The following is a 12,964-nucleotide window of genomic DNA, read 5'->3' on the forward strand; positions in this document are numbered from 1 at the left end:
AGTGGGTGAAAACATCAGGGGTCAAGGATTCCAGGGGTCAAGTGAAGTGCTGAAAACATAAGGGGCCGAGGGTCATAGGGTTCAAGGGTTCCAGTGTTTTTCTCTGGAAATTTTGCTTGCGTTCTTGTACTCGGTTTACCGGTATCAGTATTTCACTTGACCCCTTGAACCCTGGAATCCTCGACCCCAAGATACGTTAGTGTAGTAGCCGTCGCAGACGGTCCCGGCCCGGCAAAAAAAGATTCAAGGAGATGCCGGGATCTAATGACAAAAATAGAGAAAAGCGGGGCACGCGAAGCGTAACCCTGGAATCCTCGAACCCTTTTTACCCACTATATGGGAGAAGAACCGAAATTAAAGATCAAGAATCAAAAACTTTTGATCTTTGATCAAAAGGCGTGCAAAAAAACCTTTGATTGCCGATTAGAAGAAGAGAGGTCTTGCATGCTCACTCCACGTTGACATGAACCTTCTCTTTCTGGCCCGCCTTGGGCAGGCGTATCTCTAAAACCCCCTGGTCAAAGCGGGCCTGGATCTCGTTTTTTTTAATACTCTGCGGAAGGGTAAAGACCCTATGAAAAACGCCATAGGAACATTCCATCCTGTAATAATTTTCCTGGTCGGCCTCTTTTTGGAATTTTCTCTCTCCCCTCAGAATCAGGATATCCCCCTCGATCTGTATATCGATATCCTCCCTGCAAACGCCCGGGAGCTCGGCCAGGAGGATCACTTCACTCCCTGTTTCCAGGATATCAACGGGCGGCGTATAGGCGCCTCCCTTCTCCTCACCCAATGCGGGAACAGAATAGAGCGCCTCTTTGAAGAACTGGCTCAACCTGTCCTGGACCAGGGACAGGTCCTTAAAGGGGTCCCACCTCAGTATCGCCATAAGGATCCTTATATCAATCTTTCGTCACGCCTGATTAGACTTTAAGAGTCTTCCTTTAACCTGTCAAGTATTTTATGCTCACGGGGTCATGGCGGCGGCATAACGCTGGAGTTCCTTGGGCGCCCACCATTTTTCAAAATTATACGATATTCCTGCTTTTTCCTGTTTGATCCCATGAAATCTCGCATCCACGACAGGGAGGGCATCCGGCACATAAAGAAAACAATAGGGCTGGTCCTCTGCCAGAATGGCATGGATCTTCCGGTAGATGGCCTTTCGTTTTTCCAGATCAAAGGTTCTCCTTCCCTGGATCAGGAGTTCATCAATTTCCGGATTGCTGTAGGATACGAAATTGTACTGGTTGGGTCCGGTCTGAGAAGAATGCCACATGATGTAGTTGTCCGGGTCCAGACCGATGGACCATCCGAGAATGATGGCCTCGTACTGCCTCTTGTCTACAAACTCGTTGATAAAGGCCTGCCATTCCACAACCTTGATCCTGACATCGAGCCCTACGGCCTTGAGGTTCTGCTGAATGATCTCCGCCGCCTGTTTGCGTTCATCATTCCCCAGATTGGTGATCATCGTAAACTGGAAAGGCCTGCCGTCTTTGTCCAGGATCCCGTCCCCATCCGTATCCGACCATCCGGCTTCATGGAGCATGGCCTTGGCCTTTTCCGGGTCATAGGGATAGGTCCGTACACTGGGGTTGTAAGCCCAGTAATGGGGGGGATACGGTCCTGTGGCGGGTGAACCCAGGCCAAGCCGGACCCCCTTGATGATATCTTCCTTGTTGATGGCATAGGCCAAGGCCTGGCGGACCCGTTTGTCCGAAAATTTCGGATTTTTTAAATTGTAGCCCAGATAGGTATACCCGTTGGACGGGTATCTGAATTTTTTAAAATTCTCCTTGAAAAAAGCGCTGTCGGTCTGACGGCTGAACTGAAGAGGCGTGAGGCCCATCATGTCGACCCCTTTGGAGCGCAGTTCCTGAAACATGGTGGCCGGATCCGGGATGATCCGATAATCATACTCGTCAATGTAAGACCTCCCTTTGAAATACGCATCGTTCGCTGTAAGGACGATCTTCTGACCGGTCAGCCATGCCTTGAACCGATAGGGGCCTGTGCCCACAGGATGCCGGTTGAACTCATCCGTGTTGATATCCTTTCCCTGGAGAATATGCTTTGGGATGATCCCCATGGTCCAGCTCTCGAGGGCCGGCGCAAACGGCTCCTTGTACGTCACCCGGAACGTCAGGGGACTCAGGATCTCAGCCTTGGCCACTCTTTGGTAATCCGCCGCGTAGGGTGTGGCCACATTCGGATCAATGAGTTTCCGGTAGGTAAAAAGGACGTCCTCGGCGGTGAAAGGTTCGCCGTCATGCCAGGTCACTTTAGGCCGGAGATGAAAGGTGATGACCAGGCCGTCGTCTGAAATATCCCAAGACTCGGCCAGATCCCCTTCGAAATGGAGATCCTTGTCATAACGGATCAGGCCGTTAAAGACCAGACCATTGATGTCGCCGGAGGCGCTGTCATTGGCAATCACAGGGTTCAACCTCTTGGCATCACCGATCGAGGCCACCACAATGGCATCCCCGGAAACCGGCTTCTGGGCAAGAGCGGCATCGTTCGAGGATTGCTCTTTGTTTTCCGGGGGGCTGCATCCCGACAGAGCTGAGGAAATAAAGATGCTGATGAAAAGAAACCGAAGCGGAACGGTTAGACGTTTTACAGATATCATTCTCATCATTCCGGGATCTCTGGTGAGATCATGTGTCCTTAATTTATTTGGCTTCTGTTTCCGGCGCAGGGGCCTTCTCCTGAGATGGAGCAGGACTTTCCGGAACGCCTTGCTTCTGTTCGATGGGGGGGAGTGTCTGGTCTATTCCCTCCGGGGCAGGGGCTGGGATGCTCGAAGATTCCTGCTTTTCGGAGGTCAGGGGGGCCATATTCACCACGGATGAGGCCTTGTTCCCGCCCGATAAATAAGCCAGGCTTAAAGAAGTGATCATAAAGATCGCCGCACACCAGGTGGTTAACTTGCCCATAAAATCCGTGGGGCCGGAACTGCCGAAAACCGTCTGGCTGGCCCCGCCGAAGCTGGCCCCGATGTCAGCGCCCTTTCCCCCTTGCAGCAACACGATAAGGATCATGATGATACAGACCGTTATGTGGATGACAATTAATAAAGGAATCATACCGCTCTCTCCTTGAAGTATTTTTCAATTTTCATGTTCTATTCATTACCATAAATGGAAGATAAAGACAAGGGATAAAAACCCCGGGATGCACATGAGGCTCTCATGCTAAAAGTGCGCTGTAACGGCCAAAACGATAAAACCGGACTGAAATGAAGGGCCCCCGATGATCACGGTCCCATGGTTGGCAATCCGGATCTGCGTTTTTAGAAGCGAAGTCCCCCCTTCACGGATGTTGACCTGCATGACAATCTTCCCCCGTTCCACACCTGTGGGAGTGAGCTCCATGACCCTTCTCCCGGGTATCGGCACTTTACCGGTCTGGCCGCCGCCCAATGACAATCCGGTCTGATCAACGAGCTCAAAGGACATGTAGTTGAGGGCAAGAAGATCCTTTTTCAGGTCCAGAAGCCTCGGGTCAAACCCCTGGTCTGAATTTGAAGCCAGAATGACACGGACCTCCGTATTAAAAACCTCAGCCACAGCGGGACGGGCAAGGCTTATAAAGCAAATGCCCCCGGCCAGCATGAAAAAGAATGTTTTTCTTAGACGGAATAGGGTGTCCATCGCCCTTGCGCCTCCTCATTCGATTCATGATCCGAAGACAACCAGATCACCGTCATTTGCGAGTCATGCGTCTTGAACAACATGACCGTGCCGTTTGCGCCTTCAACCGAGTCCACGATGCATTCATTCTTCCCGGAAGTTTTTATCACAGATGATAGGGGATTGTAAATCTTTAAAACCACCGCTGCAATCAGGACCGCTGCAATAGCTGAAGGGACCAGAATCCTCGACCCCCGGAACATGAGGTTTTTGAGCCTCCCACCCCACCATCGTCCTTTGCTCTCCGATTCCTGCAACCGGATCCCGTCTCTAACCCTTGAATGGAGGGCTTCAAGATCCGAATTCTCTTCAGCCATCGAGAGAGCAACACCTTGTCGGACTAATCTCCGTGTCTGCCGGAGGCGCTTTAGAGCCGTCCGGCATGAAAGACAATCCTCAAGATGCCCCCTGACCCTGGCGCTCCTAAAAGGAGAAAGCTCCCCGTCATCATAGGGGCCGATCCATTGAAGTATCCTGCTGCATCTACTTTTTCTCACGGATCTCACCTTCTTTAATATAAGGCATCAGGTTCTTCTGAAGCTCCTGCCTGGCATAATGCAGCCTCGACATCACGGTTCCTTTTCTTATCCTGAGCGTCTTTGCGATATCCTCATAGGATAGCCCTTCCATCTCCCGGAGGAGGATGACCGATCGGTGTTCCTCCGGCAATGACTGAATGGCATCCATGATCACCCGGTTCAATTCTTTCTGTGCCATTTCCTGCCCGGGATGTGAAGAGGATGGAACGCGGATGACAGGATCCTCTTCTTCTGTCAGATCCTGGTTGTCGCGGTATTCCAAATTCTTTTTCCGCCATTCCTTCCGCATGAAATCAATGGATAAATTGTACGCGATCCGATAGAGCCATGTATAGAACCCCCCGCCCCCCTGAAACCCTTTTAGTGAACGAAAGGCCTTGAGAAAGGCCTCTTGGGCGATATCCAGGGCATCCTCCCGGTTCCCGAGCATGCCATACGCCAGGTAATAGACCCTTTTCTGGTATTTCCGTACCAGTTCGGAAAAGGCCTCCTGATCCCCATCCTGGGATCTTTGAACCCATTCCAGATCCTCGGATATTGGATCCACCTTTTTATCCATTAGACGCCAAAAATTCCAGAAAATTCAAGTAAACATCCGCGGTTGGGCTGGACAACGGCCATTTAAGGCAGCGTTTTCTCTGTTGCCTTTCCTATCCACGACTGGAGAAGATAATCTCTGAGAAGGATTCCACGGTCAGGCTGGCTCCTCCCACCAATGCCCCGTCGATATCCGGCTGATTCATCAGTTCCGCAGCATTGGACGGCTTCACGCTCCCTCCGTAAAGAATCATCGTCTTTTCCGCAGTCTGGTCATTGACGGCATCAGAGAGAAGGTGACGAAGGTAGGAATGAACTTCGTTGGCTTGTGCCGGCGTGGCGGTCTTACCCGTTCCAATGGCCCATATCGGCTCATAGGCCATCACGATGTTTCCCATCTCTTTTTCGCTGCATCCGGCAAGACCGGCCTTAACCTGCCGGCTCACCACTTGGAAGGTCTTCCCGGCATCCCGCTCTTCCAAAGATTCGCCGAAGCACAGGATGGCGGTCAGTCCGGCATTCAAGGCCGCATGGACCTTTCTGTTGACCATCTCATCGGTCTCTCCGAAGTATCCTCTCCTCTCGGAATGTCCTACGATCACATACTGGCATCCCACGTCCTTGAGCATCCCGCCGGAAACCTCTCCGGTATAAGCGCCTTCCTTCTCATAAAAGAGGTCCTGTGCGGCGAGCATGATGTTGCTGGATTGAATGGCCTGATAAACCCTGGCCAGCGACGTGAACGGGGGGGCCACCACCATATCCACATCATCAATCTGATTGAGCTTCTTCTTCAGTCCCTCCACCAGCGCAAGCGCCTCAGTCACGGTCTTATACATCTTCCAGTTCCCGGCAATCATCTTTCGTCGCATCTCTTTTCTCCTCATTAAATAAACCGCATTACAAAACCTTCTTTTCGGTCAACCCTTCAATGCCGGGAAGGCTTTTCCCCTCAAGGAGCTGCAGCGAGGCCCCTCCGCCCGTGGAGATGAAGGTCATGTTATCGGCCTCGCCGGCCCGGTTGACCGCATCAGCGGTATCTCCCCCTCCGATAATCGTGGTGGCATAGCATCCGGCCACGGTGTGCGCCAGCGACGAGGTCCCCCGGCTGAAGGCATCGATCTCATAGACTCCCATGGGCCCGTTCCAGACAATGGTCTTAGCGCCCTGAAGCGCCAGCTCAAAAAGTTTGCTGGAGGCCGGCCCTATATCCAATCCGTACCATCCTTGAGGAATCTCCTGGACCGTGACGATCTTGGTATTGGCATGGGCATGAATCCGGTCGGCCACAACCACATCCACAGGGAGGTAGAACTTGACCCCTTGTTTCCGGGCACGCTTAAGCATGTGAAGGGCAGAATCGACCATCTCCTCTTCAACGAGGGAGTTCCCCACTTCAAGCTGGGAGTCCTTGAGAAAAGTGAACATCATTCCGCCCCCGATGATGATTTTGTCCACCCGGTCTATCAGGTTCTTGATCACACCGATCTTTCCGGAAACCTTGGACCCCCCCAGGATCGCCACAAAAGGACGCACCGGATTCGTAATGACCTTTTCAAAATATTCGATCTCTTTTTTCATGAGAAATCCGGCCACGGCTACCGGGACAAAGCGGCTGATCCCGAAGGTCGAGGCATGCGCCCGGTGTGCTGTTCCAAAGGCGTTGTTTACATAGACATCCATGCCCTGGGCCAGCTCTTTGGCAAACCCTTCATCGTTGATTTCTTCCCCCGGATGGAAACGAAGGTTTTCCAATAAAATGATGTCGCCGTTCCGAAGGGAATCGATCATGGCACGGACTTCCGGGCCCACGCAATCCGGAGCGAACCGCACCTCTTTATTCAGGAGACGGTTGAGTCTCTTGGCCGTGGCAGTCAGAGAAAGTTTGGCATTCCGAACCCCCTTGGGCCTCCCCAGATGAGAGGCGAGAATCACCCTGGCCCCTCGATCAATACAGTAGTTAATCGTTGACAGAGACGCCCGAATCCTTCGGTCATCGGTGATGTTCCCGTCATCGTCCATAGGAACATTATAATCAACACGGATAAAAACACGCTTCCCCTCTAATTCCACATCCTCAATCGTCATCTTATTCACAGCTCACCTCGTCAAGTTTTCGATCATGTATCCTTATGGTCTTTTCCATTTGTCAACCTGAGCAAGCACCTCTGTTTATATTAAACCCACAGAATAATGTCAAGATGTAAGCTGTTTTTAAACGGTTTTTAAATCTAATTCTCTATCGGGGAATTTCTCAACTCAGGATCAAGCTTGACCGCCCATGCCCTCTCCTGCTGAGAGAGGGAGGGATCGCCTTTCCTATGGTAAATTCTGGAAAGCCCCAGGTGTGCCTGCGCCGCACCGGAATCAGGAGGAGAACCGGATAAATATGCCTGAAATGCCGTCTCGGCTTCGGTCAGATCATTCCCCATCAGAAAATCCCGTCCGGCTTCAAGGAGGACCCATCGGATGGATGGATCTCCGTCATAGCCGTTATAATAGGTCATCCCGGCATCGAACCATTGAGACCGGCGCCGATAGATCTTTGCAAGGGGATCCCGGATCAGAAGACATTTCGGACCCTCTTTAAGAAAGGCCTCGCCCATCTTGATCCCCTCGAGATCCCGGCCTTCTTTTTCGGCAAGAGCAATCAAGGCGATCTTGCATGCAGGAACGGCATAATGCCCTTTTCCCAATGCCGTGCGGATCTCTTCAATCCCCTCCAGCCGCTGGTCATGGATCAGCGGGAGAAACCAGAGGTACCGGGTCTTGACGCTCCGGAAATACTTATAAAGCCCCGTAGCAAAGTCAACATCATGAATTTCGGGGTCCATGATCCGCGCCTCTTTAAAATGGGAAAGGGCGGAGATCCCGTGCATAAAAGCGGAAACATAGCGCTGGTGTTCCAACTCATAGAGGCCCTGGGCGCCGAGCGATCCTCCCATGATATAATGATCCCATGCGGTAAGGTCTGGTTGGTCCTTCATCTTTTTTAGAAGCCGGGTGTTCTTCTTCATCTCGGCCAGGATCTCCTTTTCAATACGCTCGAATGTCTCGCCCTTCTCTAAAGAGTGTGCCATGAGGATCAGAAGGCGGCCCATGCTCGGCAGAATCGACTCAGGTTCCTCTTTCTCCATCTGGTCAAAGAGGCCCATGGCCTCATCATAGCGGCGTTCCATCACCAGCGACTCGGCCATGAGGATGATCCGATCTTGTTCAGGGGAAATATAATTCAACGGAAAACGTTCCGCTCCATGAAGTGGAGAGACATGGACCAGACCCCATAAGGGGAAAAAAAGGAGAAATACAAAAGTCCTGAAGAATAAAATCGAGGCTTTATGGTTATCCACATCTTGTATATAAGATGTGGATAACCACCATATCTTGAATAAAATGCTATTAGAATTTCCTTTGTTTGTCAGAGGTTGCAACAAGGGATTCTTTTTCCACATCTTGCGGTTTATCTGTTAGTAAGCCCACATATTGTGTTTGATCTCCGAAATGACAAGGTCTTCTCTATTCATGATCAAAATAGATGATCCTGCCGTTTATTTCATCCGCATCCATTTCTATGAACCCCACAGAGAGCGGGTGTCCATGACTTTTCTTGCCTGCGGTACCCGGGTTGAAGAAGAGAATCCCGTTGATCCATTGATTGAAAGAATGATGGGTGTGCCCGAACACCACCACGGCAGGCCGGACCTGGAGCAGCCTTTCCTGCAGTTCCGCGCAAGGCTTCATGGGGTTTCCTACCCGGTGGGTGATCAGGATATTCTTATCCGCCAGACGGCTGACACGGTAAACCGGAACGTCATATGACAAGGGAGGCGAATCCATATTCCCTCTGACCGCCATGACCGGGGCGATCTTTTTCAGCCTTGACAGCACGTCGTCATCGCCGATGTCGCCGGCATGAAAAATGGCATCCACCCCTTCAAAAAGATCAAGAACAGCCTGGTGAAGGACGCCATGCGTATCGGAAAGGATGCCTATCTTCACGTTTCCCACTCTTGCAATCATTTAATGGGTGAATACGGCGCCCACCCCGATCCCTAAATGGATATCGGAAGTTGTTTTTGGATCCCACAACCGGTCGTATAGACGATGGATCACCGGATAGCCATAACGGATCTCACCTAAAGGGCGCTCTTGATAACCCTGGACCTCGCCGACCACGGTGATGGCTCTCCCCTTGGCATATCGGACGGGTTCGGCATATCCCGGATACCCAATAAGAAAACGGCCTCGGGTCTGGTCCAGATCTTCAGGGCGGTTCCCTGAATCGAGAGGGGATTCAATCACTTCGATATAGGTTCCTTCCGGGATATTGGAAACCTCCTGAATATATCCACCCCAGGCCACTGTAACGCCGATATATTTTTGAATGTTTGATTTCACTATCGGGTAAGTTGCAGATCGGTCGATCTTGGAGAGATACTCCATGGGAATGGCCGGGGTACACCCGGTAATAAAAATTAAACAGGCGGCAATATATAAAAACTTCATAACCTTATCATCTCATTTTCATCCACTCTACCTTTGCTCCGGATAAAAGTCAAACCAAAATCCACATGCGAATGGAGCGATAAAATCCTATCTATATACCCATACCCTCATGGATCGGGAGGCGCCGCAAGTCACGTCCATGCTCTCGTTGGTTAAAAAACATGGAGGCTTAGGCGGAGGGTTCCGGCCGTTTCTATCACCCGGATTGGGACCGCCTTACATCTTGACAAGCAAGGATCAATGCTCTACTATCACGTTATTTTATAGGGAATTTTTATGGAAATCGGGGAAGTCTGGAAAAGCTTAGAGAAGGATTTGGCGGATGTCGAAGCGTGCATCATCACCCATCTTGCGTCCAAGGCCCCGTTGATCCCGGAGGTGGGGTTTCATCTTCTCAAAGGAGGGGGAAAGCGGATCCGGCCTCTGTTGCTCCTGCTTTCAGCCAGGGCCTGCGGATACAGGGGAAACAGGCATTACCTCCTTGCCGGCATCATCGAATATATCCACACCGCATCTCTGCTCCACGATGACGTGGTCGATGAGGCCAACATGCGCAGGGGACAAAAGTCGGCTAACCGGGTCTGGGGGAATCAGGCCAGCATTCTGGTGGGAGATTTTCTCTACTCCAAGGCCCTTTACCTTGCCGTACGAGAGCATAACCAGCAGATCATGGACGTCCTGTCGGAGGCGACCACGACCATGTCCGAAGGCGAAGTGATGCAGCTCGCCCATATCGGGAACGTCGGTATTACGGAAGAGGAATACATCGAGGTCATCACCTATAAAACGGCGGCCTTGATATCCGCAGCCTGCCGCCTTGGGACCATTATTGCAGGGGCGCCCCAGGAGATCCGGAACGCCATGACGGCTTTTGGCATGAATATCGGCATCGCGTTCCAGTTGATCGATGATGCGCTCGACTATTCCGCCGAGGAGCGCAAACTCGGGAAACAGGTAGGCAAGGATCTTCTCGAAGGGAAGATCACCCTGCCGCTGATCCATACCCTGATGAAATCCGGCAAGGAGGAGTCTCAAAGGCTGGTCCGGATTTTTAAAAACCGCCGGCCCAAGCCCGAGGATGTTGAATTCGTCTTCGAGTGCATCGCGAACGACAAGGGGGTGGAATATACAATGGAAAAAACCCAGGGATATATCAAAAAAGCCAAGGCATCCCTGGACTGCTTTGAGCCTTCTCCTGCAAAGAACGCCCTTCTTGCCGTCTCTGATTTCATTTACAAGCGAGAGCTATAGCCTCGTTAACCCTTGGCAGATTTTATTGAATGAAACCTTTTCGATGCCTGGTCATCTTCATTCTCCTCCTGCTGCCGGCAGGCGCTGCAGGATGCAGCCCCTCAGCATCGCCCTTAACCACCAGGGAGCAGATGCTCATGGGAACGCTGGTGAGCATCTCCATCTCCGGAGCCGAACCGAATCTGGCCGACCGGGCCGAAGACCTTGCCTTTCATGAGATCCGCCGCATAGAACAGGTCATGAGCACCTATATCCCTGAAAGCGATATCTCTTTGATCAACCGTTCAGCCGGCAAGGCGTGGAGGCCGGTCGACCCTGAACTGCTTTTTGTGATTCAGGAATCCCTCCGGTACAGCCGTCTCTCAAACGGCGCTTTTGACATCACCTTCAAGCCGCTCTCAAACCTCTGGCCTATGGAGCCGGACAGCCGCCCGCCGTCCGAAGAGGAGATCCGGAAGGTTCTTCCTCTGATCAACTATCACGACGTGCTGATGGATGATCAGGGAAGGGTCTTGCTGAAGAAGCCCGGCATGTCCATCGGACTCGGCGGGATCGCCAAGGGGTATGCCGTGGACCGGGCCATGGCCGTTCTTAAGGCGCAAGGGATCAAAAACGCCGTCATCAATGCCGGTGGAGATCTCCTGGTGATCGGAAGACGTTCCGACCAACAGCCATGGGAGATCGGGATACAGGATCCGAGAAACCGGAACACCCTGATAAAAAAGATGCCGATGACGAACTGTGCCATAGCCACGTCCGGGGACTACGAACGGTTCTTCATCTATAACGGTGTCCGGTATCATCATATCATGGACCCGAGGACAGGCTATCCGGCGCAGGGATGCCGGAGCGTCACCATCATCTGCCCCACAGTCATTATGGCCGATGCCGTGGCCACTGCGGTCTTTGTCCTCGGGCCTGAAGCCGGAATGGCATTGATTGATAAAATCCCCGATGTGCAGGGGTTGATCGTGGACGAACTTGGAGAGATCCACCCATCCAGGGATTTTGACCGGAGGCGTGTCCAATGAAACAGAGATTAAAAGGAAAAACCGTTTCCGAGTCCATGGTCGAAAGCACGGAATTGGTCCAGCCCAATGATGCCAATCATCTGGGTAACGTATTCGGAGGCAAGGTCTTATCCATGATTGATCTGGCCGGCGCCATGGCCGCCATGCGCCATTGCCGTAAAATCGTGGTCACGGCATCCGTGGACCGCGTGGATTTCAAACATCCGATCAAGGTCGGCCACTTTGCCATCATCCGGGCGCGTCTCAATGCGGCCTTCAAAACCTCGGTAGAGGTGGAAGTGGAGATCTTCTCGGAGCACCCGACCACCGGCGAACGGAGGCAGACCTGCTCCGCACTCGTCACCTATGTTGCATTGGATGGGAAAGGATGTCCCGCCCGTGTCAATCCTCTGATCTGTATGAGCCGGGATGAGAAGGAACGGCAAAAACTCGCTGAGGCACGAAAAAGGCTGCGGGACAAGGCCCGGCGCCGCGATCTCGGGCCCTATGAGCCCTGAACCCGGCATGGACCGCAGCAACATCTTCGGCAATCCAATCTATGAATCGAGATTCGGATCTTGACTTTAGATGACGAGGTATATTAAAGTTTCAAAAAGTTGTTGCAAAACAAGCTGCTGGAAAGAATACCTTTTGAAGGGATAACCTCTATGGAAGGCGCCGCAGTAACCCTTGGGAATAACGGAATACTCTCTCTGGTCATGCAGGCAGGCTGGGTGGTCAAGGGGGTTCTCCTGATCCTGCTGATATTCTCCGTGGCCTGCTGGGCCATCATTTTCTATAAATATCGTGTCATCCGTCTGGCCCGGATCCAATCGAACAATTTTCTCAAGGTTTTCTGGATGGATCATCCCCTGAATACCCTGATCCGTTCAGCCAAACAATATTCGGCCAGTCCCATCTCAAGACTCTTTGAGGCCGCATATGATGAGCTGAACAAGATCATGCAAAAAGAGGCGTTATTAAAAAAGAAGTCTCAAAATTCTGAAGCGCATGTTGAAATGACGGGGATCACCGAGACCATGGGAATTGAGCGCATCAAACGGGCCCTGAACCGGGCAACCATCTCCGAGATCACGAGGCTGGAGCGATCCATCACCTTTTTAGCCACAACCGGCAGCACCTCGCCGTTTATCGGGCTTTTCGGCACGGTCTGGGGAATCATGAGCGCCTTCCGCGGGATCGGCGCCCGGGGGTCGGCCAGCCTGGCCGTGGTCGCTCCGGGGATCTCCGAGGCCTTGGTGGCTACAGCCGCAGGGCTTGCCGCGGCAATTCCTGCGGTCGTGGCCTATAACCATTTTGTTCGCAAGATCCGGGTTCTTGCCAATGAGATGCAAAACTTTTCTTCCGAATTCATTACGATCGCGGAAAAATACTTGGAGAAGTAAAACCTTTTTTTCAAGAA

At 52.0% G+C, this 12,964-nt stretch carries 15 protein-coding genes; 4 read left to right on the forward strand and 11 right to left on the reverse strand.

Annotated features, from left to right (window positions below):
- Window positions 1-448: 448 nt before the first annotated feature.
- The 11 genes from AUK29_00695 to AUK29_00745 all read right to left on the reverse strand — a co-directional run bounded on the left by AUK29_00695 (window position 449) and on the right by AUK29_00745 (window position 9,280).
- Window positions 449-889: a hypothetical protein gene (locus AUK29_00695; GenBank protein ID OIP66383.1), complete on the reverse strand. Its 441-nt coding sequence runs from the start codon at window positions 887-889 to the stop codon at window positions 449-451.
- A gap of 78 nt (window positions 890-967) precedes the next feature.
- Complete coding sequence (locus AUK29_00700; protein ID OIP66424.1) at window positions 968-2,641, reverse strand: peptide-binding protein; 1,674 nt, start codon at window positions 2,639-2,641, stop codon at window positions 968-970.
- Between the two features lie 37 nt (window positions 2,642-2,678).
- On the reverse strand, window positions 2,679-3,092 hold the full coding sequence (locus AUK29_00705) for a preprotein translocase subunit SecG (GenBank protein ID OIP66384.1): 414 nt from the start codon (window positions 3,090-3,092) through the stop codon (window positions 2,679-2,681).
- A gap of 108 nt (window positions 3,093-3,200) precedes the next feature.
- Window positions 3,201-3,659 carry a hypothetical protein gene (locus AUK29_00710; protein ID OIP66385.1) on the reverse strand — a complete coding sequence of 153 codons (459 nt, stop codon included), beginning with the start codon at window positions 3,657-3,659 and terminating at the stop codon, window positions 3,201-3,203.
- Window positions 3,638-4,015 carry a hypothetical protein gene (locus AUK29_00715; GenBank protein OIP66386.1) on the reverse strand — a complete coding sequence of 126 codons (378 nt, stop codon included), beginning with the start codon at window positions 4,013-4,015 and terminating at the stop codon, window positions 3,638-3,640. The genes AUK29_00710 and AUK29_00715 overlap by 22 nt, the downstream gene beginning before the upstream one ends.
- Window positions 4,016-4,181: 166 nt before the next feature.
- Entirely contained in the window at window positions 4,182-4,796 is a 615-nt protein-coding gene (locus AUK29_00720) for a hypothetical protein (GenBank protein OIP66387.1), read from the reverse strand.
- Between the two features lie 91 nt (window positions 4,797-4,887).
- Window positions 4,888-5,646, reverse strand: a complete 759-nt coding sequence (locus AUK29_00725) for a triose-phosphate isomerase (protein OIP66388.1) — start codon at window positions 5,644-5,646, stop codon at window positions 4,888-4,890.
- Between the two features lie 28 nt (window positions 5,647-5,674).
- Complete coding sequence (locus AUK29_00730; protein ID OIP66425.1) at window positions 5,675-6,862, reverse strand: phosphoglycerate kinase; 1,188 nt, start codon at window positions 6,860-6,862, stop codon at window positions 5,675-5,677.
- 143 nt (window positions 6,863-7,005) lie between these two features.
- Window positions 7,006-8,124, reverse strand: a complete 1,119-nt coding sequence (locus AUK29_00735; GenBank protein ID OIP66389.1) for a hypothetical protein — start codon at window positions 8,122-8,124, stop codon at window positions 7,006-7,008.
- A 166-nt stretch (window positions 8,125-8,290) separates the two neighbouring features.
- Window positions 8,291-8,794, reverse strand: coding sequence for a hypothetical protein (locus AUK29_00740; GenBank protein OIP66390.1), 504 nt, complete (start codon window positions 8,792-8,794; stop codon window positions 8,291-8,293).
- A complete protein-coding gene (locus AUK29_00745) occupies window positions 8,795-9,280 on the reverse strand; it encodes a hypothetical protein (GenBank protein OIP66391.1) in 486 nt (161 codons plus the stop codon).
- A 276-nt stretch (window positions 9,281-9,556) separates the two neighbouring features.
- On the opposite strand from AUK29_00745, the gene AUK29_00750 reads away from it, so the two are divergent.
- From AUK29_00750 to AUK29_00765, 4 genes are all read left to right on the forward strand, one after another.
- Window positions 9,557-10,531: a hypothetical protein gene (locus AUK29_00750; GenBank protein ID OIP66392.1), complete on the forward strand. Its 975-nt coding sequence runs from the start codon at window positions 9,557-9,559 to the stop codon at window positions 10,529-10,531.
- 29 nt (window positions 10,532-10,560) lie between these two features.
- Entirely contained in the window at window positions 10,561-11,562 is a 1,002-nt protein-coding gene (locus AUK29_00755) for a hypothetical protein (protein OIP66393.1), read from the forward strand.
- Complete coding sequence (locus tag AUK29_00760; protein OIP66394.1) at window positions 11,559-12,059, forward strand: hypothetical protein; 501 nt, start codon at window positions 11,559-11,561, stop codon at window positions 12,057-12,059. The genes AUK29_00755 and AUK29_00760 overlap by 4 nt, the downstream gene beginning before the upstream one ends.
- A 201-nt stretch (window positions 12,060-12,260) precedes the next feature.
- On the forward strand, window positions 12,261-12,947 hold the full coding sequence (locus tag AUK29_00765; GenBank protein ID OIP66426.1) for a protein TolQ: 687 nt from the start codon (window positions 12,261-12,263) through the stop codon (window positions 12,945-12,947).
- The last annotated feature ends 17 nt before the right edge of the window (window positions 12,948-12,964 follow it).

Source organism: Nitrospirae bacterium CG2_30_53_67, from assembly GCA_001873285.1.
GTDB lineage: Bacteria > CG2-30-53-67 > CG2-30-53-67 > CG2-30-53-67 > CG2-30-53-67 > CG2-30-53-67.

Excerpts from the sequence above, each read along its gene's own strand:
- AUK29_00695 (OIP66383.1), bottom strand. The coding sequence starts at position 889 with ATGGCGATACTGAGGTGGGACCCCTTTAAGGACCTGTCCCTGGTCCAG.
- AUK29_00700 (OIP66424.1), bottom strand. The coding sequence starts at position 2,641 with ATGAGAATGATATCTGTAAAACGTCTAACCGTTCCGCTTCGGTTTCTT.
- AUK29_00705 (OIP66384.1), bottom strand. The coding sequence starts at position 3,092 with ATGATTCCTTTATTAATTGTCATCCACATAACGGTCTGTATCATCATG.
- AUK29_00710 (OIP66385.1), bottom strand. The coding sequence starts at position 3,659 with ATGGACACCCTATTCCGTCTAAGAAAAACATTCTTTTTCATGCTGGCC.
- AUK29_00715 (OIP66386.1), bottom strand. The coding sequence starts at position 4,015 with ATGGCTGAAGAGAATTCGGATCTTGAAGCCCTCCATTCAAGGGTTAGA.
- AUK29_00720 (OIP66387.1), bottom strand. The coding sequence starts at position 4,796 with ATGGATAAAAAGGTGGATCCAATATCCGAGGATCTGGAATGGGTTCAA.
- AUK29_00725 (OIP66388.1), bottom strand. The coding sequence starts at position 5,646 with ATGCGACGAAAGATGATTGCCGGGAACTGGAAGATGTATAAGACCGTG.
- AUK29_00730 (OIP66425.1), bottom strand. The coding sequence starts at position 6,862 with ATGACGATTGAGGATGTGGAATTAGAGGGGAAGCGTGTTTTTATCCGT.
- AUK29_00740 (OIP66390.1), bottom strand. The coding sequence starts at position 8,794 with ATGATTGCAAGAGTGGGAAACGTGAAGATAGGCATCCTTTCCGATACG.
- AUK29_00745 (OIP66391.1), bottom strand. The coding sequence starts at position 9,280 with ATGAAGTTTTTATATATTGCCGCCTGTTTAATTTTTATTACCGGGTGT.
- AUK29_00750 (OIP66392.1), top strand. The coding sequence starts at position 9,557 with ATGGAAATCGGGGAAGTCTGGAAAAGCTTAGAGAAGGATTTGGCGGAT.
- AUK29_00755 (OIP66393.1), top strand. The coding sequence starts at position 10,561 with ATGAAACCTTTTCGATGCCTGGTCATCTTCATTCTCCTCCTGCTGCCG.
- AUK29_00760 (OIP66394.1), top strand. The coding sequence starts at position 11,559 with ATGAAACAGAGATTAAAAGGAAAAACCGTTTCCGAGTCCATGGTCGAA.
- AUK29_00765 (OIP66426.1), top strand. The coding sequence starts at position 12,261 with ATGCAGGCAGGCTGGGTGGTCAAGGGGGTTCTCCTGATCCTGCTGATA.